The following is a 22,021-nucleotide window of genomic DNA, read 5'->3' on the forward strand; positions in this document are numbered from 1 at the left end:
GTGACGGGATACCCGGGTGACGGGATACCCGCGTGCGAGCTTCCGGGAGTGTGGACGGACATGGCGAACACGTCCCAGGGTGTGCGACGGGCGGCACTGCTCGCGAGCGCGGCCGCCGCGCTCGGCCTGCTGACCGCATGCGGCGGCGAAGACGGCACGGGGGGCACCGCGCAGAGGGTGGCAGGTACGCCCGCGGCCGAGAACCCGTCGCCTTCCGTGAGCCCCCGCTGTCACACCTCGCAGCTGCGCGCCTTTGTCGGGCGCAACGACCCGGGAGCCGGGCAGTGGAACTTCCCGATCGTCCTGACCAACACCTCCGGCCGCGGCTGCACCGTGCGCGGCTACCCCGGCGCCGCCTTCCTCGACGCGTCCGGCAAGCAGCTCGGGCCGGACCCGAGGCGCTCCCCCGCCACTCCCGTGACGGTCACGCTGGCGCCCGGGGCGAGCGCCTGGGCCGGGCTGACGTTCTCCCACCCGGAGGTCAGCGGGGCACGGTCCGCCACACCGGCATCGCTGCTGGTGACCCCGCCGGGCGAACGGGAACCGCTCAAGGTCGCCTGGACGGCCGGGCGGGTACCCGTGTCCGGCAACGCCTCCACGGTGTTCCTGACCGCCTTCTCCCCCGGCACGGCTCCCTGAGCCGGTGAAGCGGGCAGCACCAGGGCCCGGCGGGCCGCGGGCGGGCACCCGGACCCAGGCGGCGGCCTCTTACCATCGCCTGGTTTGATGGCCCGGCCCCATTTGGTCAAGCATTGAAGGATCAAGCCCTGAACGCCCCGCTCGCCGAAGCCCTGTCCGTCATCCTGCTCGTCGCCGTCCTCGCCTGGGCGGTAGTGCGCCCCTTCGGCTGGCCGGAGGCGGTGATGGCGGTTCCCGCGGCGGGAGTGGCCATCGCCACCGGGGCGATCTCCCTGGAGCACGCGCGGGCGGAGGCCGAGCGGCTCGGCCCGGTGGTCGGATTCCTCGCCGCGGTACTGGTGCTCGCCCACTTCTGTGACGTCGAGGGTCTCTTCCAGGCATGCGGGGCATGGCTCGCCCGCCGGGCGGCCGGGTCACCCGGGCGGCTGCTGACCGGGGTGTTCGTCCTGGCCTCGACGATCACGGCCGTGCTCAGTCTGGACGCCACCGTCGTGCTGCTGACGCCGGTGGTGTTCGCCACCGCCGCCCGCATGGGTGTCCGGGCCAGGCCGCACGTCTACGCGTGCGCGCACCTGTCCAACACGGCCTCGCTGCTGCTGCCCGTCTCCAACCTCACCAACCTGCTGGCGTTCACCGCGAGCGGGCTGAGCTTCACCCGGTTCGCGGCGCTGATGACGCTGCCCTGGCTGGTCGCGATCGTCGCCGAGTACGCGGTCTTCCGGCGCTTCTTCGAGGCCGACCTGTCGGAGGTGGTCCACACCCCCGACACCGCCGAGGCACCCGAGCTGCCGGTGTTCGCGCTGGTCACCGTCGCCTGCACGCTGGCCGGGTTCGTGGTGACCTCCGCCCTCGGCGTCGAACCGGCCTGGGCCGCGCTGGCGGGGGCGCTGGTGCTGGCCGGCCGGGCGCTCCTGAGGCGCAAGGCCGGGCCGCTCAACGTGGTGCGGGCGGCGGCGCCGGGGTTCCTGGCGTTCGTGCTCGCGCTCGGTGTCGTGGTGCGCGCGGTGGTCGACAACGGCCTCGCCGACGCGCTGCGGCAGGCGCTGCCCGACGGGACGGGCCTGCTCGCGCTGCTCGGCCTCGCCGTGCTGGCCGCCGTCCTGGCGAACCTGATCAACAACCTGCCCGCGGTGCTGGTCCTGCTGCCGCTGACCGCCGCCGCCGGGCCCGGCGCCGTCCTCGCCGTGCTGCTCGGCGTGAACATCGGGCCCAACCTGACGTACGCCGGTTCGCTGGCCACGCTGCTGTGGCGGCGCATCGCGCACGAGCAGGGACACGACGTCCGGTTGCAGGAGTTCACCCGGCTGGGCCTGCTCGCCACACCGGCCGCGCTGGTGTCCGCCGTGGTCGCCCTGTGGGCCTCGCTCCAGGTCGTCGGGGCCTGACCGGGCCGGCCCCGAGAGCGGAGGCCGGGGCGTCGGTCAGCGCCCGCCGGGGCCGGGCCCGTAGCCTCCCCAGCCGCCGTTCTGGCCGCCCCCCGAGCAGTAGTACGGGTTGTAGTAGCAGGGCCCGTCCGCGGGGTAGGGGTACGAGGGCGTCGGCGTGGGCGAGGCCTCGGGGGACGAGGGTGTCGCGGACGGCGTGGGCGAGGCCTTCTTCGGAGTCGGCGTCTTCGAGGGCTCGGGCGCGGGCTGCGGGGTGTCGACGGGCCTGCTGTCCGCGCCCCAGTTGACGACCTCCATCTGGAGGTCGGTCTTCGAGGTGTCGATCACCCAGCGCTGGGCGGGGGCGTCGTCGCGGGACTTCAGGACCAGCGAGCCGCCTCCGTCGGTGGCGGCGGGGGTCAGGGCCAGGTCCTGGTCCCAGCGCGGCACCAGGATGCCCTGGAGGGTGAAGTCGTAGCGGACGTCCTTGCCGTCCGTCTCGGCCGTGCCCCGGCACGGGGCCAGCCGCACCGAGTAGCCGAGGTGGGAGTCCAGGCACAGGTCGGGGGCGTCCGCGTTGCGCAGCAGCCCGTCCGGCTCGTACCGCCACTGCTGGGCGGCCTCCGAGGAGCAGTCGGTGAGCTCGGTCTCCGCGCCCTCGACGGCCTTCTCGCCGACGACACCCACGCACAGCCCGGACGCCACGTTGTGCAGTCGGCCGCGCAGGGTTCCCTGCTCGGCGTCGGCGGCACCGGCCCAGGACGGGTCGGCGGTCGCGCTGCCCGGGTCGGCGTCGGGCGCCCCCGAGGTGCGGTCTTCGTCGGCCTGGCCGGTGCCGTCGGAGGTGCCGAGGGAGGACCACAGGACCAGGGGAAGGACGACCAGGCCGCTCACGGTCAGGACGGCGGCGCCCAGGTTGCGTCGGGCCGCGCGACGGGCGGCCTTGTGGGCGGAACGCCGGGAGGCGGTACGGGGACCGGCCGGTGGTGCGGAGGGACGGGACGGGGCGCCGGGGACGGTCGAGGGGTCCGGGCCGGGGCCGGCCGGGGGCGCCGGGGTCGCTCGAGCGGGCGTCTCGAAGGCGTCGAAGGCCACGGTCGCGGGGGCGGCGGCGTCGCCCTGGGCGGCCGGGGCCGGGGCGGCTTCCGTCGCCGGCATGAAGGACTCCCCCACGAAGGGCGGGCGCTGGGCCAGGGCCTCCGCCTCCCTCTCCGTGTCGTCGGGAACGTCCTGCGCGCGTGCGCGTGCCTCCACATAGGCGTGGGCCGCCCAGCCGAGGACCGCCTCGGCCAGGGCCTCGCCCAGGCCCTGGTTGAACTGGTGCAACTGGTCGGCGGTGTACCGGCAGTGCTTGCAGCGCTCCAGGTGCCCGCGCAGATCGGTGTCGATGTCGGCACCGCCGCGCCGGTAGGTCACGTCGAGCAGCCGGAGGTAGTGGCGGCACTCCTGCTCCGGGGCGAGTTCGCGGTGGACCTGGAGGCACTCCTCACGCAGGCGCTCGCGGGCCCGCCCCAGTTCGACGCGGGCGTCCTCCTCCTGCAGGCCCAGCAGTGCGGCCGGTACGCCGAGCGGTTCGGCCTCGACCTCGGTGTGCCACAGCACGCAGCGGGCCGTCTGGGGCAGCCGCTGGAAGGCGCCGGACAGCAGGCGGCGGTCGGCCGGCGGCAGCAGCCGGGCGGCGGCACGCTCCCCACCGCCGGCCTCGGTCCGCAACTCCGGGTGCAGCAGCTCGCGTCGGCGGTCGGTGTCCCACTCCGCCGCGATGCGGCGCACGGTGACGAGAAGCCGGGGGCGCCAGGCGGACGTCGGCCCGTTGTGCCGCAGCGTCTCTCCGAAGAGCCGGGTGAAAGCGGCGGTCGTGAGCATTCCCGCCGGGCGAGCGCCGTCCGTGCACAGCCGTGCGTAGGCGAAAGCCGCTTCCCAGTGCCGGTCGAGGAGTTCACCGACGGGCTGGAGCGCGGGTGTCGCCCCACTCCACTTCCTGAGCTCGGCGCTCAGTTGCTCGTCCGTGGCGTCGGAGGGACGAGCAGGAGTCGGGGAATTCGACAGGCCTGCGTCATTCACGGCGGCATTCCTCCCGAGGGCGTGCAGCATAAAGTCCATACCAAGGGGTATGCGGTGCCGCCGACGAAGCGCCGGGGTCCATCCGCACCGGTGTCGGCATCTCGAACGCCCGCCAAGGGCAGCTCTTTTGAAGCGTGGGGAGCGTACAGGAGTGGCCTCGTGCGCACCGGAGAGCGTCATTGTCCGTGCGCCGACAAGGCACACCTTTGCACAGGTCATCGAGATGTAACAAGGGACCCCTGGGTTTTGTGCATTGCGTGACCACCGAGAGTATTTGACGAACGGTCAAGGTCGGCGCCTTTACGACCGCTTTGCGTACGCCGCACTTTCGGCACCGTAAATGGTAACGGTATTCACTTGGCCCGGCGGTGACTTCCGGCCAACCATTGAACGGCCACTCCACCGCGCATTCGACCGGTCTCCACCGTTCAGCCGTCAACCATTGGGCCACCCGACCGGTAGGCGCCGGGCGGCAGGCCGTAGCGCTCACGGAAGACCCGGTTGAAGTGGAACGGACTGACGAACCCGGATGCCGCGGCCACGCGCTCCACGGGCAGGTCGGTGCTCTCCAGCAGCCGGGCGGCGTGGTGCAGGCGGGCCTCGCGCAGCGCACGCATCGGCGACCGGCCGAGCTGCTCGGTGAAGAGGTGGGCGAACCGGGAGGGGGACAACCCCACACCCGCGGCGAGCGATTCGACGGTGTGCGGTGCCCCGGGGTCGGCCGCGACCATCTCCTGGGCCCGGCGCACCCGCGGGTCGACGCCTGGACGGGGCGACGGCGTGCGCGCGGTGCCGGCGGTGAGTAGGACGACCTCCTCCAGCGCGCACAGCGCGAGTTCACGGGCCGCGGCGCCGTGCGCGACGGCGACCTGCTCCCGGTCGGCCGCCGGTCCGGGCGGCGTCCCGGTGCCCGTCCAGCGGGCGGCGGTGAGCATCCGGCCGAACGCCGCCTCGATCCGGGCGTGCGCGTCGGCCGGGGTCGGAGGAAGGACGTACATGCCCTCGCCGACCTCGAACGGGCCGAGCCAGGCGGCCCAGGACGGTCTGGCCTGGCAGTGCGCCCACCAGAACCGCCAGTGCGGGGCGGCCCCCTCGACCCCGTAGTCGTGACGGACGCCCGGGGCGAGCACGACCAGGTCCCCGACCCCGGCCCGGGTGTGGGCCGCCCCCTGGCGCAGTTCCCCCCGCCCGCCGGTCGTCCAGGTGAACAGCCAGCTGTCGGCGCCGCGGGGCCGGCTCACTCCGTACCCCGGCGGCTGGTCGAAGTGTCCGACCACGACCAGGCCGGGCGGTGGGCCCGGATCGGCGGGTGCAGCAGTCCTGGGCAATCCGTCAGCGGTCACGGGCATCCTCCTGTGCGGCGCGGCGTCCTAGCGTGTCGTACCGAAGGCACCCGACCGAGGAGTGAACGCATGACAGCCATGGACATCGGCGCCTTTGGTGCTCCCATCCTGCCCGAGGACGGACTGCGGCGGTTTCGCGAGGACGGTTTCACCGTCGTGCGCGGGCTGTTCGGCCATGACGAGATCGAACGGCTGCGTGCGGAGTTCACGGCGCTGCACGCGGCCGGACCGGTGCCCGGGCACTTCGAGCCGCGCCCTTCGGCGGATCCGCTGCACCGTTACCCGAGGGTGATGTTCCCGCACGAGTTCCACGCGTTGTCACGGCGTGTGCTGCTGGATCCGCGGCTGCGCGGCGTGCTGGAGACGCTGCTGGGCGAGGAGGTGCTGGCCGCGCAGAGCATGTTCTACTTCAAGCCGCCGGGGGCGCGGGGGCAGGCGCTGCACCAGGACAACTTCTACCTGCGGGTGGAGCCGGGCACCTGTGTGGCCGCCTGGATCGCCTGTGACGTCATCGACCGGGACAACGGCGGACTCGAGGTCGTCCCCGGCACCCACCGGATGGACCTGTTCTGCCCCGAGGAGGCGGACGCCGAGGTGTCGTTCGCCCGGGAGTTCGTGCCCCCGCCGCCGGGCCTCACGGCCGTACCCGTCGACATGGAGCCGGGGGACGTCCTGTTCTTCAACGGCAGCCTGGTGCACGGCTCGCAGCCCAACCACAGCGCCGACCGGTTCCGCCGCTCGTTCATCGGCCACTACGTCGGCCGTTCCGCCGAGCGCATCGGCCAGCACTACCGCACGCTGTCGATGTCCGGCGACCGGGTGCCGTTGGCGGAGAGCGAGGGCGCGGGCCCGTGCGGCACGGAGTTCGCGCCGCACGGGCCGCACTAGGCACGCCTTTGGTGGACGTCCCTTTGGTGGATCATCCGTGCCCGACGATCGGGTGCGGGGCGTAGGGCCGCTCCAGTTCCTCGATCTCCTCGTCGCCGAGTACGAGTTCGACGGCGGCGACCGCGTCCTCGATGTGCCGGTCCTGGCCGCGCCGACGATCGGTGCGGCCACCGTCTCCCGCTGCAGCAGCCAGGCGAGGGCCACCTGGGCACGTGGCACGCGCCGGTCCCCCGCGATGCGGGTGACGGCCTCGACGATGGCGCGGTCGCCGTCCGGGTAGAGACGGCTGCCGAAGTCGTCGTTGGCGCTGCGCTCGGTCACCGTGCCCCAGTCCCGGGTGAGGCGTCCGCGGGCCAGCGGGCTCCACGGCAGCACGCCGACGCCCTGGTCCGCGCAGAGCGGCAGCATCTCCCGTTCCTCCTCGCGGTAGAGGAGGTTGTAGTGATTCTGCATGGACACGAACTTGGTCCAACCGTGCCGCTCGGCCGTGTACTGCATCTTGGAGAACTGCCAGGCGTACATCGAACTCGCCCCGATGTAGCGCACCTTGCCCGCCTTCACCAGGTCGTGCAGGGCCTCCATGGTCTCCTCGACCGGGGTGTGCGGGTCGTAGCGGTGGATCTGGTAGAGGTCGACGTAGTCGGTGCCGAGGCGGCCGAGGCTGTGGTCGATCTCGGTCATGATCGCCTTGCGGGACAGGCCGTGCGCGTTGGGTCCCGGCCGCATCCGCCCGTTCACCTTGGTCGCGAGCACGATCTCGTCACGCCGGGCGAAGTCGGCGAGCGCCCGGCCGACGATCTCCTCGCTGGTGCCGTCGGAGTAGACGTTGGCGGTGTCGAAGAAGTTGATCCCGGCCTCCAGCGCCTGCCGGACCAGCGGGCGCGAGGTCTCCTCGTCGAGGGTCCACTCGTGCACGCCCCGGTCGGGCAGACCGTAGGTCATGCAGCCCAGACAGATCCGCGAGACGTCCAGGCCCGTCGAACCGAGCTTCACGTACTGCATCGTTGCCGCTCCTGCCTTCGGGATGGGTTCCAGGGGAGCGTAACGACCCCGCCCGCGACCGGGGCCCGGCGGCGACGCCCGTCGGCCACAGCACCCGGCTCCCCCGCGAAACCCGCCGCACGTCCCGGTCCCACTCACCCCAGCAGGTCCAGTGCCCTCTCCCACCCGAAGTCGGGCCGGGTTCCGTCCTGCCCCGGCTCCCCGGAGTACGGCTCGCCGAACCTCACGCCCATCCCGCGCAGCCGTATGAGGCTGTCCTGGTAGGCGGGGTGGGCGGCCAGCGCGTCGGACACGCACGGCAGTGCGGCGACCGGGACTCCCAGTCCGTACGTCTCGCACAGGGTCGCCACGGCGAGGGTGTCGGCGAGCCCCGCCGCCCACTTGTTGACGGTGTTGAAGGTGACCGGGGCGGCCACGACGGCGTCCGGCGGCGGGAAGGGGCGCGGGTCGCCCGGGCTGCGCCAGGCCGAGCGGATCCGCCGCCCGGTCTGCGCCTCCACGGCTGCGGTGTCGAGGAAGCCGTTCGTCGCGACGGGTGTGGCGATCACGCCGACCTCCCAGTCGCGCTCCTGGGCGGCGGTGATCAGCTTGCTGACGTCCGCCGCGATCCCGGCGGCGCAGACGACGACGTAGAGAAAGGGTTTCCCGGCCTGCTCGGTCATCCGCGCACCCTACTCAAGCGGGAAGGACCGTCCGTGTTCCGCCGCCGGCCGCGGGCCGTGGATGCGCCGCTGCCGCTCCTCGATCCGCACGTCGTCGATGCTCGCCTCGCGCCGGGTCATCAGGCCGTGCTCGTCGAACTCCCACAGCTCGTTGCCGTACGACCGCCACCAGCGGCCGTCGCCGTCACGGCACTCGTACTGGAAACGGACAGCGATGCGGTTGCCGTCGAAGGCCCACAGGTCCTTGCGCAGCGCGTACTCGTGCTCGCGCGCCCACTTCGCGGTGAGGAACTCGACGATCTGGGCGCGCCCGGTCACGAAGGTGTCGCGGTTGCGCCAGACCGAGTCCGCCGAGTACGCGAGCGCCACCCGGTGCGGGTCACGGGTGTTCCAGGCGTCCTCGGCGGCCTGTACCTTCTGGGCCGCCGTCTCGCGGGTGAAGGGCGGCAGGGGCGGTCGGGTGGTCATGTCATCCTCCGTGGCCGGCAGGGAGAACGTGCGTTCTCCGGTACGCTGGCCACCGTAGGAGAACGCTCGTTCTCGCGTCAAGGAGAGGTCGCACATGGACAACGCAGTCGCCCGTGAGCGGGTGCTGGACGCCGCCGAGGAGCTGTTCTACGGGCGGGGCGTCCAGTCCGTCGGGATGGACGAGGTACGGGCCGCCTCCGGGGTCTCGCTGAAGCGGCTCTACCAGCTCTTCCCGGCGAAGGAGCAACTGGTCAGGGCCTACCTGGAGCGACGGGACGGGCGCTGGCGCGGGCGGCTCGCCGCGTATGTGGAGCGCGAGGAGGAGCCGCAGCGGCGCGTCCTGGCGGTCTTCGACTGGCTGGAGGAGTGGTTCGGCGAGGACGGGTTCCGCGGCTGCGCGTGGATCAACTCGTACGGCGAACTGGGAGCGACGTCGCCGCTCGTGGTGGCCCGGGTCCGCGCGCACAAGGAGGCGTTCGGCGCCTACCTCGCCTCCCTGGTGGCCGGTGCGGGACGGCCCGCCGCGCTGGCCGCCCCGCTGTTCCTGCTGGCCGAGGGCGCCATGGTCACGGCGGGCATCACCGGGAGCACGCGGCCGGCCGCCGAGGCGCGCAAGGCGGCGCGGCTGCTCATGGAGTCCGGCTGAGGGCCGGGCGGCGGGCGCTCAGCCCACCGTCCGGGACACCGTGACGGCGGTGACCGGACACGCCCGGGCAGCCTCCCGGACCATGGGGTCGCCGCCGCCGTCCTCCCGGCCGGGCAGCAGCGTGCTGTAGCCGTCGTCGTCCTGGGTGAAGACGCCCGGAGCGGCCAGGGCGCACTGGCCCGCCCCGATGCAGACGTCCTTGTCGATGTCGACGTGCATGACCGGAGCCTCTTGGGGCGACGGCAAGTTCGGCCAGATCGGTGCCATCGGCGATTTGGCCGAGGCTCGACGCCCGAGGGACGCGCACCGGACGGCCCTGGTCCCCGCCCGCCCGGACCGGTACGCCGTGGCGCGGGAAATTCGGTTGTCCCGGCGGGGCGGCCGCCCTCAGGATCTGGCCATGCTGAAAACCGACGCCCCGCTGCCGCCGACCGCCACCGCCGCACGTCCGGTGCGTGTCCAGCAGCAGCCCGGCCGGCCGTGGAGGCCCGCGCTGTCGCGCTCATGACCGCCGCGCTCGTCGCGGGACTGCTCGCGGGGTACGGCATCGCCGTGCCCGTCGGTGCGGTCGGCGCCTACCTGGTCTCCCTCACCGCGCGTACGTCCCTGCGGACCGGTGTCTGTGCCGCGCTCGGCGTGGCGGCCGCCGACGGGCTCTACGCCCTGGTGGCCACCCTCGGCGGCTCCGCCCTGGCCGGCGCGCTGCGGCCGGCGCTCGGTCCGCTGCGCTGGGCCTCCGCCCTGGTGCTGGTGGCGCTCGCGGCCCTGGGCGCCGTCACAGCCGTACGGCAGTACCGCGGTCACCGGCTCGCCACCCGGGTCGACCCGCCTCCCCCGAGTCCGGCGCGGGCCTTTCTGTCGCTGCTCGGGATCACCCTGCTCAACCCGACCACCGTGATCTACTTCGCGGCGCTGGTGCTCGGCACGCGGGCCGACACGGCCGTAAGCCCCCTGGCCCAGGGCGTGTTCGTCCTCGCGGCGTTCGCCGCCTCCGCGAGCTGGCAACTGCTGCTCGCCTCAGGGGGCGCCCTGCTGGGCCGGGCCCTGACCGGACACCGGGGGCGGCTGGCCACGGCCTTGCTGTCGAGCGGCGTGATGACCGCGCTGGCGGTGCGGATGCTGGTGGCTCCGTAGGACCGTCGGTACGCCTTGCGGGAACGCGGCGTGGATGAAAGTCGTTCCCACCGGTGTTGAACCGCGTTACCAGCAGGCAGTAGTCGACGACGATGGGACGGATGCCATGCCTCTCGAGGGCGAGTACGAACCCAGCCCGACGGACTGGGTGCGCAAGCAGGTGGAGCAGTACGAGAGCTCCGGCGGCACGAAGGGCACCACCATGATGGGGATGCCCGTCATCCTGCTCACCACCCGCGGCGCCAAGAGCGGCAGGATCCGCAAGACTCCGCTGATGCGCGTCGAGCACGAGGGGCGGTACGCCGCGGTCGCCTCCCTGGGCGGGGCGCCCAAGCACCCGGTCTGGTACCACAACGTCAAGGCCGATCCGCACGTCGAGCTTCAGGACGGCCCGGTGAAACAGGACATGACGGCCCGTGAGATCACCGGGACGGAGAAGGCCGAGTGGTGGGAGCGCGCGGTCGCCGCGTACCCGCCGTACGCCGACTACCAGAAGAAGACCGACCGGGAGATACCGGTGTTCGTGCTGGAGCCCGGGGACGGGAGCTGAACTCTCCGGAAAAAACTCCGGTCGACAACGCATGGGCCCCGATCCGCCGGGCACCAGAGTCTCAGGCCCCGCCGCGCTCCCCCGTCGCGGCGGGGCTTTCGCGTGCCTCCTCGGCGGGCCGGTCGGTCACGTCGAGGAAGATCTGGTCCGCGTCCGGCACGGTACTGGCGATGGACCGCTTGATCCGCACCGCGACCTCCTCCACCCGCTCGCTGTCCATTCCGGGCACCAGGTCGATCCGGGCGGCCACCAGGAGTGAGTCCAGACCCATCTTCATCGTGAACAGCGCCTCCACGCTGTCGATCTCGGGCTGCGCGTCCAGCAGCGCCCGGATCCTGCCGCTGGACTCCGGGTCCGCGGCCTCCCCGATCAGCTGGTCGCGGGCCTCTCGGCCGAGGCGGTAGGCCACGTAGACGAGCAGGGCGCCGATCGCCAGTGACGCGGACGCCTCCCACACGACCTGCCCGGTGACCATGTGCAGCGCCATCCCGGCCATGGCGAGGGTGACGCCGAGCACCGCCGTACCGTCCTCGGCGATCACCGTGCGCAGGGCCGGGTCGCGCAGGCCCTCCATGCCGCCGCCCTGCCGGCGCACCTGGTAGAGGGCCCGGACCAGTGAGGCACCTTCCGCGAGGAGGGCGACGCCCAGCACGACCAGGCCCGCCACATACCCGCCCAGCTTCTCCTCGGCGCCGTTCCTGAGCGCCTCGACACCCTGGAAGAAGGAGAAGCAGCCGCCCATCACGAAGATCCCGACGGCCGCCAGGAGCGACCAGAAGAACCGTTCCTTGCCGTAGCCGAAGGGGTGACGCCGGTCGGCGGGGCGGCGGCTGCGGCGCAGCGCGGCCAGCAGGAAGACCTCGTTCATGCTGTCGGCCACGGAGTGCGCGGCCTCGGACAGCAGCGCCGGCGAAGCCGCGAGGAGTCCGCCGACGGCCTTGGCGACCGCGATCACCAGATTGGCCGCCAGCGCCACCAGCACGGTGACCCGTGTCCTGCGGTCGTCCTGCCCGCGCTCCGTCCCGTCCGTCCCACGATCCGCCTGCCGGCCGGATCCCTCACTCGCCCTTCGGCCCTCCTCCCCCTCGGACGTCCCGTCCGCCTCGCTGCCGCTCACCTGGTGCGGCACCCGCGGTGCCGTCCCGTCCGCCTTCTGGTTTGACGATGTCCCTGTCACCTCCGCCGACTGCCCCGGCCGGTACCGCTCACACCGTGCCGTCGGCGGAAAACGGGGAACGCGTTCACCAGGGCACCCGCACACCGGGACGAGCCCACAGCACCGCAGCCGCAGAGCAAGGAGGAAGCATGGGTGCCGGAGAGGACGGCAACGCCGGGTACGGCCAGAAGCGCTTCAGGCGGTCCAAGAGCCACTTCGCGGACCGGATCACCGCCGACGGCCGGGACGGCTGGCCGGTGGAGGCGGGCCGCTACCGGCTGGTGGTCAGCCGTGCCTGCCCGTGGGCGAGCCGCGCGCTGGTCTCCCGGCGTCTGCTCGGCCTCGAGGAGGCCCTGCCCCTCGCCGTCGCCGACCCGATCCAGGACGACCGCAGCTGGCGCTTCACCCTGGACCCCGACGGCCGTGACCCCGTCCTGGGCATCCGCTACCTCAGCGAGGCCTACGACCGGCGCGAGTCCGACTACCCGGGCGGGGTGAGCGTGCCCGCGATCGTGGACGTGCCCAGCGGGAAACTGGTCACCAACGACTACCAGCGGATCACCCTGGACTTCGCCACCGAGTGGACGGCCCTGCACCGGGAGGGCGCGCCGGACCTGTATCCGCGCGCGCTGCGCGAGGAGATCGACAAGGTGATGGCGGAGGTCTACGAGGACGTCAACAACGGCGTGTACCGGGCCGGCTTCGCCGCCGACCAGGAGGAGTACGACGCCGCGTGCGCAGGCGTCTTCTGGCGTCTGGACCTGCTGGCCACCCGGCTCGCCCGGCAGCGCTATCTGGTGGGCGACACGATCACCGAGGCGGACATCCGGTTGTTCACCACTCTGGTCCGTTTCGACGCCGTCTATCACGGTCACTTCAAGTGCAACCGCTGGAAGCTGGCCGAGAACGAGGTGCTGTGGGCTTACCTCCGCGACCTCTACCAGACGCCGGGTTTCGGCGACACCGTCGACTTCGACCACATCAAACGGCACTACTACCAGGTCCACACTGGCATCAATCCGACCGGCATCGTGCCGATCGGGCCGGACCTGTCGGGCTGGTCGGCCCCCCACCACCGGGAGGAACTGGGCGGCCGGCCGTTCGGCGACGGGACGCCGCCGGGGCCGGTACCGGCGGCGGAGGCCGTTCCCGCACACCATCGACCCAGTTGCTGAGCAAGGAGATTCACGTGGCAAAGAAGAAGAAGCTGCCCCTCGCCTACAAGCCCATCGGTTTCATCCTGGGCTGGACCAGCGGAACCCTCGCCGGCATGGCCTTCCAGAAGACCTGGAAGGCGATCCGGCACGAGGACGACGCACCCGACGCCCTGGACCGCGACCGCCGCTGGGGAGAGATCCTGCTGGCGGCCGCGGTCCAGGGCGCCATCTTCGCCGTGGTGCGCAGCGCGGTGGACCGCGCCGGCGCCACGGCCATCGAGCGGTCCACCGGTGTCTGGCCGGCCGGTGAGAAGGGTGGCCGGGACTGACCCGTTCGGCGGTGTCGGCGGCGCTCAGCCCTGCTTGGGCGCCGTCGAGGGAACGAGGCGGAGTGTGAAGGAGTGGCCGGCCGGATCGGCGTAACCGCGTTCCTCGTACGGTCCGGAGGCGTCCTTGGTCTCCAGGGGCCGGCCGCCGAGGCCGACGATCTTGCGCTCCGCCTCGTCCAGGTCCTCCACCACGAAGTCCAGGTGGGCCTGGAGGGCGTTCTCGGGGCGGGGCCAGCTCGGCGGGGTGGCGTTGACGTCGCGGCGGAAGCCCAGGCGGATGCCGTCGGCACCCCTGATCTCGACCCGGTTGGCACTCTCGTGGGTCTGCTCGGCGTCCAGCAGCTCCTTGTAGAACACGGCGAGCTTCTCGGGCTCCGCGCAGTCGAGCACCACGACGCCCGCTTTCACCAGTGCCATGTCTCCTCCGAAGGTCCGGGGCGCGGAACGGTGGTGTCCCGCCGCCCTGTTACCTAGCGGATATCCCGGCCGGGCCGATTCAGTCGGTTCCCAACCGGGCGGCCGCCGCGTCGAGCAGCAGGTCCAGTGCAGCCGGGTAGGAACTGTCCCGCATGTCCACGACGAGGTGACGGGCGGTCGCGGCGATGTGCGGATGGGTCTCGGCGGGCAGCCGGGCGTACGTCGCCCGCCAGACCACCGCCTCCGCCTCCCGGGCCGCCTTCGGCATCGCCGCGCTCGCCGCGTCGAGGGCGCCGAAGGCCAGTGCCTGGTCGACGAAGGCGTGGCAGATCCGCACCGCCTCCTCGTCGGGGAATCCGGCGTCGCGCAGCACGCCGACGATCGCCTCGACTGCGGCCGTCCAGCACTGGATCAACGGCAACCACGAGTGGGCGCTGGTGTCGGGCCACCACGCGGCGGCCGAGGACGGCCCGGCGGCCGCCGCCGAACTGGCCGGGCGGGGCTCGCTGGACGACCCGCTGGCCGTGTGACGAACCGGCGCTGCCCGGTCGGTGATCCGACCGGGCAGCGAAGGAGAGCGGGCCGCGGCCTACACGGGGAACTCGACCGGCAGGCTGTCCAGCCTGGACTCCCACGTGGAGCCCGTCGAGCCGAGGTCCTCCGGCGGGACGGACAGGCGCAGACCGGGCAGCCGGTGCAGCAGGACGTCCACACCGATCTCGATGATGGACTGGCCGATGCTCTGCCCGGGGCACTCGTGCGGCCCCGCGCTGAACGCGAGGTGCGACTGGTTGCCCTGCACGGAGACCTCCGGGTCGGGCCTGACCTCGGGATCGGCGTTGCCCGGCGCGAGGCCGAGGATGAGCAGGTCGCCCTCCTGGATGTGGTGTCCGCCGAGTTCGAGGTCGGTGGCGGCGAACCGCCCCGGCAGGACGGCCAGCGGCGGCGAGTTCCACATGACCTCCTCCACCACCGCGGTGATGTTCAGCTGACCGCTGACCAGGCCTGCCAGCCGGGAGGCGTCGGTGAGGACCAGTTGCAGCACCCGGGCCAGCAGGTTGCTGGTCGTGGTGTGCGCGGCGAGCAGGACCAGCCGCAGATGGCTGACGACCTCTTCCGGGTCGAGACCGGCGGGGTGTTCGAGCAGGGCGGTGGTGAAGTCGGAGCCCGGCTCGAGGCGCTTGCGCTCGGCGAGTTCGCCGAGGATCTCGATGATGCGGTCGTTGTGCGCGAGTGCCTGCTCGCCGCCCTTGAGGACCTGGGCGCAGGACTCGACCAGGCTGCGCCCCTCCGCCGCGGGGAGCCCGAGGATCCGGGTGAGCACGAGCATCGGCAGGTACTCGGCGTAACCCGCGACGAGGTCGGCCTCCCCGTCGTCGACGAACGCGTCGATCAGCTTGTTCGCGAAGTGCGTGGCATGGCGGCGGACGCCACGGCTGGACGCCGCGTACAGCCCGTCGGTGACCGCGCCGCGCAGCCTGCGGTGCGGCTCGCCGTCCTGCGAGATGCAGTCGGGACGCCAGCCGATCATCGGGATGAGCGGCGAGGTCTCCGCGACCCGGCCGTCGAGCCAGTCCCGCCAGATCCGTGCGTCCCGGCTGAACTGGCGGGGGTTGTCGAGCACTCGGCGGTTGTCCCGGTAGCCGAGCACCAGCCAGGCGGGAACGTCCCCTTCGAGAAGCACCGGCGCGACGGATCCGTGTTCCTTGCGCAGCCGTTCGTAGACGGCGTGCGGGTCGGTCGACACCTCCGGGCCGTACAGCCGGGCGAGGTCCGCCCCGGCGTGGGCGACGGGGCAACCGCGCGGGGCGTCGGGACCGTTTAAGGTCTGGTCAGTCATCGGGGCTCCAGTGCGACGGCGGAGCGATCCTTCAAGTGACGTATCAGGGCGACGAGTACGTCACGGCTGGAGGCCCGGTCGCGGGCGTCGCAAGCCACGATCGGGGTGTGGGGTGAGATGTCCAGGGCGTCCCGGATCTCTTCGATCGGGTGCTGCTGGGAGTCGGGGAAGACGTTCAGCGCGATCACGAAGGGGACGTTCTGCCGCTCCATCTCCTCGATCGCCCGGAAGCTGGAGGCCAGCCGGCGGGTGTCCACCAGGACGACCGCGCCTAGCGCGCCCTTGAACAGGCCGTTCCACAGGAACCAGAAGCGTTCCTGACCCGGGGTGCCGAACAGGTACAGCACCAGCTGCTCGTTGATGCCGATCTTGCCGAAGTCCAGGCTGACGGTGGTCTGCGTCTTGTCCGCGACGCCGATGAGGTGGTCGACGTCGGCGCTGGCCTGGGTGAGGGTCTCCTCGGTGGTGAGCGGCTTGATGTCGCTGACCGAGCGGACCATCGTGGTCTTCCCGGTTCCGAACCCGCCGGCGATCATCACCTTCACCGAGCGGGTGCCCCCGGCGTCCGGGCCGCCGGGATGGTCAAAGCCTTTGAAGTCCACTGAGTACCTCCTCAAGGAGCGCGAGGTCTGGCCCGCGACCGGCTTCGTGCGCCGGAATGGGGTCACGGGCTTCGACGCGGCCTGCCTCGAGCAGATCCGCCAGCAGCACCGCGAGAATGTTGAAGGGCAATCCGAGGTGGGCGCCGAGTTCGGCCACCGAGAGCGGATCGCGGCAGCGCCGGAGGATCTCCTCGTGCTCGTGCTGCATGCCCGGTTCGGGGGCGGTGCGGGAGACGATGAGGGTTGCCACGTCGAGACTCGACGCCGAACCGCCCGGTCCGCTACGTCCTCCGGTCAGGACGTAGTAGCGCTCGAGACCGGACGGGTCCGTGGGCCGGCGGGGAGCACTCATCCAGAGTGCTCCTCCAGGCGCGGAGTGGTGCCGAGGAGCTCACCCATCCGGCGGGCCAGATCCCTCATCTGGTGTCCGAGCAGTCCCTGGTCGAGGCCTTCCCTGGCGAGGACGCCGAGATACGTCTCGACGCCCGCGCGCACGACGAAGAGGTGTCCGCCGTCGACCTCGATCATCGCCAGCCTGAGCTGCCCCGCGTACTTGGGGAACTGCTCGGCGACCGGCTGGGCCAGCGCCTGCAGGCCGGCCACCACAGCCGCGAAACGGTCCACGTCGTCGGGGTCTTCGGCGCCAAATGAGGTGATCGCCTTGCCGTCGCTGGAGGCCACGAGGGCGAAGCGGATCTCCGGGATGGACTCCACCAGATCCCGGAGCGCCCAGCTCACGTCGGTTCCCTGTTGCGTCATGGGACTAGTCGCTCTCTTCAGTGCGGTGCTCTGCGGACGCGCGGCCGTCGGCCGGCCCGTCCGCCTCGATGGACTCGCGCCCGGCGGTGGCGAACGCGGCCAGGCCGGTGAAGGAGGCATCGGGCGGGACGGCCAGGACGCCGGTGTCCTCGGTCCGCTCGGCGCGCTCGGCCGGCTGGGGCCGCACCGTCTCGCTCCGCTTGCTTCTGCGCCGGGGCAGTCCGCCGGGCGTGGTGTCCACGGCCTCGGTCTCCTCCGCCTCGGACCCCGCGGCGGCCTGGGCCTTGGCCTGGGGCGCCGCGGCGGCCTGGACCACCGGGGCTGCCGAGGCCGCCGGGGCCGCGGTGGTGGCCGCGGGCAACTGGCTGAAGTACTTGTGCGGGACCACGACCACCACGGAGGTGCCGAGCCAGGGCGAGTCCGCGAAGGTGACGCGGATGCCGTAGCGGCGGGCGAGGGCGCCGACGACCCGGAGGCCGAGGTTGGCGTCCTCCGAGATGCCACCGAGGCCGGGTCCGGCTCCGGTGCCCGCCAGGGCGTTCTCGGCGTCCCGCTTCTTCTCCTCGCTCAGTCCCTTGCCGGAGTCCTGGATCTCGATACCGACGCCGTTGGGGACCTCCTTGCCGGAGACGACCACCGGCTCGGTGGGCGGCGAGTAGCGGGCCGCGTTGTCGAGCAGGTGGGCGAAGATCAGCGTGAGGTGGTCGACCAGACCGCCGTCGACGCCGAGTTCGGGCAGGTGGCGCACCTGGACACGGTGGAAGTCCTTGATGCGACCGATGCCGCCGCGCACCACGCTCAGCAGCCGCTGCGGTTCCTGCCACTGCCGGCCGGGCCGGTCCGAGCCGCCGAGCACGCCGATGCTGGCGGCGAGACAGTCGGCGGGGCCGATCTCCTGGTCGAGCTCCATCAGGCCGCGGGCGACGGCCGGCAGCCGGCCGTGCTCGCCCTGCATCTCGTGCAGGCGACCGCGCAGCTTGCTGGTCAGCACGTGGATGCGGTTGCCGATGCTGATCACGGCCTGCTCGGCGGAGGTCGAGCGGTTGAACTCCTCCTCGACGCCGATCAGGGCCGTCCTGAGGATCTTGCGGAGTTCGGCCTGGAGGTCGGCGCCGACCTTCGCACACTGGTTGGTGGCAGGCAGCAGGTCGTCGATGGCCTCGCCGTCCCGCAACCGCGTCAGGGCGTCTGGCAGCTGCTCGCCGGCTAGTCGCGCGATCGCCTCCTGCTGGTGCGTCAGCTGCTCCTTCCAGACCTCGGCCTGGTCGGTGAGCTGCGCCTCGTAGGACGTGACCTGGTCGGCGAGGCGGCTCTCGTAGGCGGTGGTCTGCTCCGCGAGCCGTGCCTCGTACGCCGTGGTCTGTTCGGCCAGCCGTTCCTCGAAGGTCCGGGTCTGCTCGGCCAGCTGCGCCTCGTAGGCGCCTGCCTGGTCGGCGAACTGGGCCTCCTGGGCGGCACGCTCGGCCGAGAACTTACGCTCCAGACCTGCCACGTGCTGCTGCCACTGCTGGGAGTGCTCGGCCTGCGAGGTACGGAAGGAGCCCTCCGCCCGGCGCAGTTCGGACCGAGTACGGAGCAGGACGCGGACGCACACGGCGCCGGCCGCCGTCGCGGCGATGCCCGCGACGGCCGTGGTTATTCGCTCCGAGCTCATGAACGTGGCGGCTACCGTCCCGCCTCCTAAAGCCAGCGGCATCAGCCACCAGCTGTACCAGGCGACAGGGGCCCGCGCCGCCGGGGGCGGAGTGGCGAGTTCCATCTGCATCCTTCGAAGCAACACGTTCGAACAGGGGGGGTGTTCAAGGGGGTGTTCAGTGGGTGTTCAAGGGGACCGCACTCATGAGTACGCACCGCGAGGTGACCGATCGAGATCGCGTCAACTCGCTGCGCCGATCGGGAGCTTATCGGGTTTGAAGCCGAAAGGATCAACTGCGACCGTTCGGTGGAGGTGAGGGTTCCGTCACTCTCCGACAGGAACCAACACATCGACAAATCCCTTTACGTACCTGCGGAGTTGCTCCGGAGTCATCGGGCTCCCCAGCCGCGCAGGACCGGGCAGAGCGGGTCCGCCCTACGGTGATTTCCTGGACGGGTGTCCAGCTATAGTAGACACCCGTCCAACAAGCCCGCGAGAAAAAACTTGAGGAAATCATGGAGATCCTTGCGAACGTGCTGGTCGGCCTGGTGGCCGCGTTGCATCTCTACATCCTGGTGATGGAGGTGTTCCTGTGGCAGAAGAAGCCCGGTAAGGCGTTGCACGGGTTCGATCGGGAGATGGCCGCGGCGACCGCGCCGATGGCCGCGAACCAGGGGCTCTACAACGGGTTCCTGGCGGCGGGACTGGTGTGGGGACTCGTCGCCTCGGATCCCACCGGCTTCCGGGCGCAGGTGTTCTTCCTGGTCTGTGTCGTGGTCGCCGGTGTCTTCGGTGCCTTCACCGCGAACCGCCGCATCCTGTTCGCACAGGCGCTGCCGGGCGCGATCGCCCTGGCCGCCGTGCTGATCGCCGGGTGAGCCGCGAACGGGCCGAGGACCCGCGCAGCGCACGCACCCGGGCGCGGCTGCGGCAGGCCCTCCTCGACGAGTGCGCCGAACGTCCCCTGTCGGAGGTCGGTGTGGCCGCGCTGGTGCGCCGGGCCGGGGTCGGACGGGCCACGTTCTACGTCCACTACGACGGCCTGGAGGCGCTGGCGGTCGACGCCTGCGCGGACGTCGTGAGGGAGGCCGTGGAGGCGCTGCACGCCTGGCGGGGCCGGCCCGACCCGGTGCACGCGCCGCCCGCGCTGGCGGAGTTCTTCGACTCGCTGGCCCCGCGCGCGGCGCTGTACCGCGTACTGCTGACCCCTGGGGGCGGCGGCCCCCTGGGGCAGGTGCTGCACCGGGATCTGCGCGCCTACAGCCTGCGCGAGCGCGAACTCGCGGGCGCGGCGGACGCTCCGCTGGTCGCCTCGGCCGTGGCCGCCACCTTCGCCGGTGTCCTGGCCGACTGGCTGCACGGGCTCCTGGACGCCGCCGCCCACGACGTCGCCGACCAGGTCTGGCAGTTGCTGGTCGCCCTGCATGCGAGCCGTTGACGGCTCACGCGCAGCCCACCGTGTCCTTCGTCATGGGCCACGCCTCCACACCGGTGGTGGTACGGACGTAGGCGATCGACCGGTCGTCCGTCAGCCACAACTGCTTCTCGTCCAGGCGGTATCCGGTGTCGTGGGCGTCCCCGGGCAGGCGGACGTCCCCGTCGTAGGGGGCGGTGAGCAGGTCCGTCTCGAACGTCGCGTCGGGATCGCGGACGTACTGCCGTGCGTCCGCGCCGCGGCCCATGGACAGGAAGTGCACGCTCTGCCAGTCGCAGTGTTCCGGTCCGACGTGGCTGCTGAGGACGGTGGTGGCGATCCGCCTGCCGTCGCGGTCGGTCCAGACCTCGATCTTCCTGGCGTCGGTGAAGGCGGCCGGGAGTTCGGCGGGGTCGCAGGAGGCGTTGGTCTCCGGGCCCCAGCCCGGCCGGTGCTTCTGGTCCTTGGCGACGACGACCGCGACCTTGGTCCTGCCGCGGACGTCGAAGGAGAAGAGGGCGCGGTCGCCCTCCTCGCGTTCCAGGCGGTAGCCGGAGCGGGGCAGGTCCGGCTGGTCGATGTCGAAGTAGAGCTCCAGTCCCTCCTCCGGTGTCGAACCCCCTTCGCTCTGCTGCCACGTCTCGCCCTGGCCGCCCGAGTAGACCTCCCCGTCGCACTCCAGCGCCCGTCCGGCGGCCCCCGACTCGACGAGAGCGGCCTCCTCGCCGTCCTCGTCGAGGTCCTTGGTGGGCACGTACAGCGGTCCGTCGTAGGGCGTGGCCGGCGCCGTGCCCTCGACGACCAGGTCCACGTCCTGCTCGGCGCCGCACCCGGTCGCCACCGTGGCCGCCGCCAGCACGATCGCCGTCACGAGCCCTCTGCGCATTCCCGCCCCCTGCTTCCCGCCCCTGATCACTTCCCGGTCACTCCGACGCCGCAGGGGCACGAAACGTTCAGCGGGCCGCCGCCGTCTGGAACGTGCGGCGGTACGCCTGGGGCGAGACCCCGATGGAGGCGTGCAGATGCTGGCGCAGGGAGGCGCCCGTGGCGAAGCCGACCTGTCCGGCGATCTGGTCCACCGACAGGTCGCTGGCCTCCAGCAGACGGCGGGCCCGGGCGACGCGCTGCTGGATCAGCCAGCGGCCGGGGCTGAGGCCGACCTCGTCGCTGAAGCGGCGGGCGAATGTGCGCAGGCTCATCCGGGCGTGGCCCGCGAGGTCGGCCAGGGTCAGGGCTTCCTCCAGCCGCTCCAGGGCCCAGGCCCTGGTCGCGGCCGTGCTCGCGGCGCCCTGCTCGGGGACGGGCTGCTCGATGTACTGGGCCTGGCCGCCGTCGCGGAAGGGCGGGACCACACAGCAGCGGGCGACGAAGTTGGCCAGTTCGCTGCCGTGGTCCTCGCGGACCAGGTGCAGGCAGACGTCGATCCCGGCGGCGGCCCCGGCCGAGGTGAGGATCCGGCCCTCGTCGACGAACAGCACGTCGGGGTCGAGGGCGACGTGCGGGTACATCCGGCGGAACAGGTCGGTGAGGTGCCAGTGGGTGGTGGCCCTGCGGCCGTCGAGGAGTCCGACCGCGGCGAGGACGAAGGCGGAGGTGCAGATCGACACGATGCGCGCGTCGGGGCGGATCAGGGCGAGGGCCGCCCTGACCTCGTCCGGGACGCCCGCGGTCACCCGGTTCGGCGCGATGGACGCGATCACCACGGTGTCGGCCGTGGCCAGGACTTCGGGGCCGTGGTCCACGGTGATCGAGAAGTCCGCGTTGCTGCGCACCGGACGCCCGTCGACGGTGCAGGTCAGCACCTCGTACCGGCCGCCCGCCGCTCCGAAGATCCGACTGGGGATGCCCAGCTCGAAGGGGTACACGCCGTCGAGGGCCAGCACCACGACCCGCTGGACCCGCTCCACCTCGCTCATGGCACGATCCTATCGAAGGTTGGCAATCATGCCAT

General features: G+C 72.1%; 25 protein-coding genes and 2 pseudogenes. 11 read left to right on the top strand and 16 right to left on the bottom strand.

The features are described from left to right. Positions 1–60 precede the first annotated feature (60 nt). Together AQJ84_RS21545 and AQJ84_RS21550 are read left to right on the top strand one after the other, a co-directional pair. Positions 61–639, top strand: coding sequence for a DUF4232 domain-containing protein (locus AQJ84_RS21545; RefSeq protein ID WP_030043889.1), 579 nt, complete (start codon positions 61–63; stop codon positions 637–639). 128 nt (positions 640–767) lie between these two features. Further along, positions 768–2,024 carry an arsenic transporter gene (locus tag AQJ84_RS21550; protein ID WP_198536271.1) on the top strand — a complete coding sequence of 419 codons (1,257 nt, stop codon included), beginning with the start codon at positions 768–770 and terminating at the stop codon, positions 2,022–2,024. 36 nt (positions 2,025–2,060) lie between these two features. Here the strand turns inward: AQJ84_RS21550 and AQJ84_RS21555 are convergent, their stop codons facing one another. Further along, the gene (locus AQJ84_RS21555) at positions 2,061–4,067 is read right to left on the bottom strand and encodes a ricin-type beta-trefoil lectin domain protein (RefSeq protein WP_030043891.1); all 2,007 of its coding nucleotides are present in this window, start codon (positions 4,065–4,067) and stop codon (positions 2,061–2,063) included. A 428-nt stretch (positions 4,068–4,495) separates the two neighbouring features. Continuing rightward, on the bottom strand, positions 4,496–5,416 hold the full coding sequence (locus AQJ84_RS21560; protein ID WP_078632316.1) for a helix-turn-helix domain-containing protein: 921 nt from the start codon (positions 5,414–5,416) through the stop codon (positions 4,496–4,498). A gap of 63 nt (positions 5,417–5,479) precedes the next feature. On the opposite strand from AQJ84_RS21560, the gene AQJ84_RS21565 reads away from it, so the two are divergent. Further along, positions 5,480–6,298 carry a phytanoyl-CoA dioxygenase family protein gene (locus AQJ84_RS21565; protein ID WP_030043893.1) on the top strand — a complete coding sequence of 273 codons (819 nt, stop codon included), beginning with the start codon at positions 5,480–5,482 and terminating at the stop codon, positions 6,296–6,298. Between the two features lie 31 nt (positions 6,299–6,329). Here the strand turns inward: AQJ84_RS21565 and AQJ84_RS41130 are convergent. From AQJ84_RS41130 to AQJ84_RS21585, 3 genes and pseudogenes are all read right to left on the bottom strand, one after another. Then, a pseudogene (locus AQJ84_RS41130) lies at positions 6,330–7,300 on the bottom strand (aldo/keto reductase). A gap of 134 nt (positions 7,301–7,434) precedes the next feature. Beyond that, entirely contained in the window at positions 7,435–7,962 is a 528-nt protein-coding gene (locus AQJ84_RS21580) for a flavoprotein (protein WP_030043896.1), read from the bottom strand. 9 nt (positions 7,963–7,971) lie between these two features. Next, a complete protein-coding gene (locus AQJ84_RS21585) occupies positions 7,972–8,430 on the bottom strand; it encodes a nuclear transport factor 2 family protein (protein WP_030043897.1) in 459 nt (152 codons plus the stop codon). A gap of 94 nt (positions 8,431–8,524) precedes the next feature. On the opposite strand from AQJ84_RS21585, the gene AQJ84_RS21590 reads away from it, so the two are divergent. Then, complete coding sequence (locus AQJ84_RS21590; protein ID WP_030043898.1) at positions 8,525–9,076, top strand: TetR/AcrR family transcriptional regulator; 552 nt, start codon at positions 8,525–8,527, stop codon at positions 9,074–9,076. Positions 9,077–9,094: 18 nt separating this feature from the next. On the opposite strand, the gene AQJ84_RS21595 is transcribed toward AQJ84_RS21590, so the two are convergent. Beyond that, positions 9,095–9,295 (bottom strand): ferredoxin, encoded by a 201-nt coding sequence (locus tag AQJ84_RS21595; RefSeq protein ID WP_030043899.1) that lies wholly within the window; start codon positions 9,293–9,295, stop codon positions 9,095–9,097. Here AQJ84_RS21595 and AQJ84_RS21600 point away from each other — a divergent pair. The 3 genes from AQJ84_RS21600 (at position 9,294) to AQJ84_RS21610 (ending at position 10,760) form a co-directional block, all read left to right on the top strand. Next, complete coding sequence (locus AQJ84_RS21600; RefSeq protein ID WP_030043900.1) at positions 9,294–9,584, top strand: hypothetical protein; 291 nt, start codon at positions 9,294–9,296, stop codon at positions 9,582–9,584. The genes AQJ84_RS21595 and AQJ84_RS21600 overlap by 2 nt on opposite strands. Continuing rightward, positions 9,581–10,210, top strand: a complete 630-nt coding sequence (locus tag AQJ84_RS21605; protein ID WP_053190465.1) for a LysE family transporter — start codon at positions 9,581–9,583, stop codon at positions 10,208–10,210. Before AQJ84_RS21600 ends, AQJ84_RS21605 begins: the two co-directional genes overlap by 4 nt. A 106-nt stretch (positions 10,211–10,316) precedes the next feature. Continuing rightward, positions 10,317–10,760, top strand: a complete 444-nt coding sequence (locus AQJ84_RS21610) for a nitroreductase family deazaflavin-dependent oxidoreductase (RefSeq protein WP_030043904.1) — start codon at positions 10,317–10,319, stop codon at positions 10,758–10,760. A gap of 61 nt (positions 10,761–10,821) precedes the next feature. On the opposite strand, the gene AQJ84_RS21615 is transcribed toward AQJ84_RS21610, so the two are convergent. Further along, positions 10,822–11,877, bottom strand: a complete 1,056-nt coding sequence (locus tag AQJ84_RS21615) for a cation diffusion facilitator family transporter (protein ID WP_107082647.1) — start codon at positions 11,875–11,877, stop codon at positions 10,822–10,824. A 188-nt stretch (positions 11,878–12,065) separates the two neighbouring features. Between AQJ84_RS21615 and AQJ84_RS21620 the strand changes: the two genes are divergently transcribed. Together AQJ84_RS21620 and AQJ84_RS21625 are read left to right on the top strand one after the other, a co-directional pair. Further along, the gene (locus tag AQJ84_RS21620) at positions 12,066–13,091 is read left to right on the top strand and encodes a glutathione S-transferase family protein (RefSeq protein ID WP_053190464.1); all 1,026 of its coding nucleotides are present in this window, start codon (positions 12,066–12,068) and stop codon (positions 13,089–13,091) included. 14 nt (positions 13,092–13,105) lie between these two features. Further along, on the top strand, positions 13,106–13,402 hold the full coding sequence (locus AQJ84_RS21625) for a DUF4235 domain-containing protein (protein ID WP_053190463.1): 297 nt from the start codon (positions 13,106–13,108) through the stop codon (positions 13,400–13,402). Positions 13,403–13,426: 24 nt separating this feature from the next. Here AQJ84_RS21625 and AQJ84_RS21630 read toward each other — a convergent pair whose 3' ends face one another. The 7 genes and pseudogenes from AQJ84_RS21630 to AQJ84_RS21660 all read right to left on the bottom strand — a co-directional run bounded on the left by AQJ84_RS21630 (position 13,427) and on the right by AQJ84_RS21660 (position 18,779). Then, positions 13,427–13,819, bottom strand: a complete 393-nt coding sequence (locus AQJ84_RS21630; protein ID WP_030043907.1) for a VOC family protein — start codon at positions 13,817–13,819, stop codon at positions 13,427–13,429. Positions 13,820–13,898: 79 nt separating this feature from the next. Then, positions 13,899–14,213: pseudogene (locus AQJ84_RS21635) on the bottom strand (TetR/AcrR family transcriptional regulator); the annotation flags it as partial. 195 nt (positions 14,214–14,408) lie between these two features. Next, positions 14,409–15,659, bottom strand: a complete 1,251-nt coding sequence (locus tag AQJ84_RS21640; protein ID WP_053190462.1) for a cytochrome P450 — start codon at positions 15,657–15,659, stop codon at positions 14,409–14,411. Then, positions 15,656–16,261 (bottom strand): GTP-binding protein, encoded by a 606-nt coding sequence (locus AQJ84_RS21645; protein WP_030043911.1) that lies wholly within the window; start codon positions 16,259–16,261, stop codon positions 15,656–15,658. The genes AQJ84_RS21640 and AQJ84_RS21645 overlap by 4 nt, the downstream gene beginning before the upstream one ends. After that, on the bottom strand, positions 16,242–16,613 hold the full coding sequence (locus tag AQJ84_RS21650) for a DUF742 domain-containing protein (protein WP_030043912.1): 372 nt from the start codon (positions 16,611–16,613) through the stop codon (positions 16,242–16,244). Before AQJ84_RS21650 ends, AQJ84_RS21645 begins: the two co-directional genes overlap by 20 nt. Next, entirely contained in the window at positions 16,610–17,020 is a 411-nt protein-coding gene (locus AQJ84_RS21655) for a roadblock/LC7 domain-containing protein (protein ID WP_030043913.1), read from the bottom strand. Before AQJ84_RS21655 ends, AQJ84_RS21650 begins: the two co-directional genes overlap by 4 nt. Before the next feature lie 4 nt (positions 17,021–17,024). After that, positions 17,025–18,779 (bottom strand): ATP-binding protein, encoded by a 1,755-nt coding sequence (locus AQJ84_RS21660; RefSeq protein WP_053190461.1) that lies wholly within the window; start codon positions 18,777–18,779, stop codon positions 17,025–17,027. Positions 18,780–19,171: 392 nt separating this feature from the next. Here AQJ84_RS21660 and AQJ84_RS21665 point away from each other — a divergent pair, with 392 nt between their 5' ends. Next, positions 19,172–19,534 carry a DUF1304 domain-containing protein gene (locus tag AQJ84_RS21665; RefSeq protein ID WP_030043916.1) on the top strand — a complete coding sequence of 121 codons (363 nt, stop codon included), beginning with the start codon at positions 19,172–19,174 and terminating at the stop codon, positions 19,532–19,534. After that, positions 19,531–20,094: a TetR/AcrR family transcriptional regulator gene (locus AQJ84_RS21670; RefSeq protein WP_030043917.1), complete on the top strand. Its 564-nt coding sequence runs from the start codon at positions 19,531–19,533 to the stop codon at positions 20,092–20,094. Before AQJ84_RS21665 ends, AQJ84_RS21670 begins: the two co-directional genes overlap by 4 nt. A 4-nt stretch (positions 20,095–20,098) precedes the next feature. Here AQJ84_RS21670 and AQJ84_RS21675 read toward each other — a convergent pair whose 3' ends face one another. Both AQJ84_RS21675 and AQJ84_RS21680 read right to left on the bottom strand, forming a co-directional pair. Beyond that, positions 20,099–20,956, bottom strand: a complete 858-nt coding sequence (locus tag AQJ84_RS21675; protein ID WP_030043918.1) for a hypothetical protein — start codon at positions 20,954–20,956, stop codon at positions 20,099–20,101. Positions 20,957–21,023: 67 nt separating this feature from the next. Further along, complete coding sequence (locus tag AQJ84_RS21680; protein WP_030043919.1) at positions 21,024–21,986, bottom strand: GlxA family transcriptional regulator; 963 nt, start codon at positions 21,984–21,986, stop codon at positions 21,024–21,026. Between the last annotated feature and the right edge of the window lie 35 nt (positions 21,987–22,021).

This window comes from Streptomyces resistomycificus (genome assembly GCF_001514265.1).
Classification (GTDB): domain Bacteria; phylum Actinomycetota; class Actinomycetes; order Streptomycetales; family Streptomycetaceae; genus Streptomyces; species Streptomyces resistomycificus.

Excerpts from the sequence above, each read along its gene's own strand:
- AQJ84_RS21630 (WP_030043907.1), bottom strand. The coding sequence starts at position 13,819 with ATGGCACTGGTGAAAGCGGGCGTCGTGGTGCTCGACTGCGCGGAGCCC.
- AQJ84_RS21565 (WP_030043893.1), top strand. The coding sequence starts at position 5,480 with ATGACAGCCATGGACATCGGCGCCTTTGGTGCTCCCATCCTGCCCGAG.
- AQJ84_RS21600 (WP_030043900.1), top strand. The coding sequence starts at position 9,294 with ATGACCGGAGCCTCTTGGGGCGACGGCAAGTTCGGCCAGATCGGTGCC.
- AQJ84_RS21675 (WP_030043918.1), bottom strand. The coding sequence starts at position 20,956 with ATGCGCAGAGGGCTCGTGACGGCGATCGTGCTGGCGGCGGCCACGGTG.
- AQJ84_RS21560 (WP_078632316.1), bottom strand. The coding sequence starts at position 5,416 with ATGCCCGTGACCGCTGACGGATTGCCCAGGACTGCTGCACCCGCCGAT.
- AQJ84_RS21595 (WP_030043899.1), bottom strand. The coding sequence starts at position 9,295 with ATGCACGTCGACATCGACAAGGACGTCTGCATCGGGGCGGGCCAGTGC.
- AQJ84_RS21585 (WP_030043897.1), bottom strand. The coding sequence starts at position 8,430 with ATGACCACCCGACCGCCCCTGCCGCCCTTCACCCGCGAGACGGCGGCC.
- AQJ84_RS21590 (WP_030043898.1), top strand. The coding sequence starts at position 8,525 with ATGGACAACGCAGTCGCCCGTGAGCGGGTGCTGGACGCCGCCGAGGAG.
- AQJ84_RS21620 (WP_053190464.1), top strand. The coding sequence starts at position 12,066 with ATGGGTGCCGGAGAGGACGGCAACGCCGGGTACGGCCAGAAGCGCTTC.
- AQJ84_RS21610 (WP_030043904.1), top strand. The coding sequence starts at position 10,317 with ATGCCTCTCGAGGGCGAGTACGAACCCAGCCCGACGGACTGGGTGCGC.
- AQJ84_RS21650 (WP_030043912.1), bottom strand. The coding sequence starts at position 16,613 with ATGAGTGCTCCCCGCCGGCCCACGGACCCGTCCGGTCTCGAGCGCTAC.
- AQJ84_RS21545 (WP_030043889.1), top strand. The coding sequence starts at position 61 with ATGGCGAACACGTCCCAGGGTGTGCGACGGGCGGCACTGCTCGCGAGC.
- AQJ84_RS21665 (WP_030043916.1), top strand. The coding sequence starts at position 19,172 with ATGGAGATCCTTGCGAACGTGCTGGTCGGCCTGGTGGCCGCGTTGCAT.
- AQJ84_RS21655 (WP_030043913.1), bottom strand. The coding sequence starts at position 17,020 with ATGACGCAACAGGGAACCGACGTGAGCTGGGCGCTCCGGGATCTGGTG.
- AQJ84_RS21660 (WP_053190461.1), bottom strand. The coding sequence starts at position 18,779 with ATGGAACTCGCCACTCCGCCCCCGGCGGCGCGGGCCCCTGTCGCCTGG.
- AQJ84_RS21605 (WP_053190465.1), top strand. The coding sequence starts at position 9,581 with ATGACCGCCGCGCTCGTCGCGGGACTGCTCGCGGGGTACGGCATCGCC.
- AQJ84_RS21580 (WP_030043896.1), bottom strand. The coding sequence starts at position 7,962 with ATGACCGAGCAGGCCGGGAAACCCTTTCTCTACGTCGTCGTCTGCGCC.
- AQJ84_RS21680 (WP_030043919.1), bottom strand. The coding sequence starts at position 21,986 with ATGAGCGAGGTGGAGCGGGTCCAGCGGGTCGTGGTGCTGGCCCTCGAC.
- AQJ84_RS21640 (WP_053190462.1), bottom strand. The coding sequence starts at position 15,659 with ATGACTGACCAGACCTTAAACGGTCCCGACGCCCCGCGCGGTTGCCCC.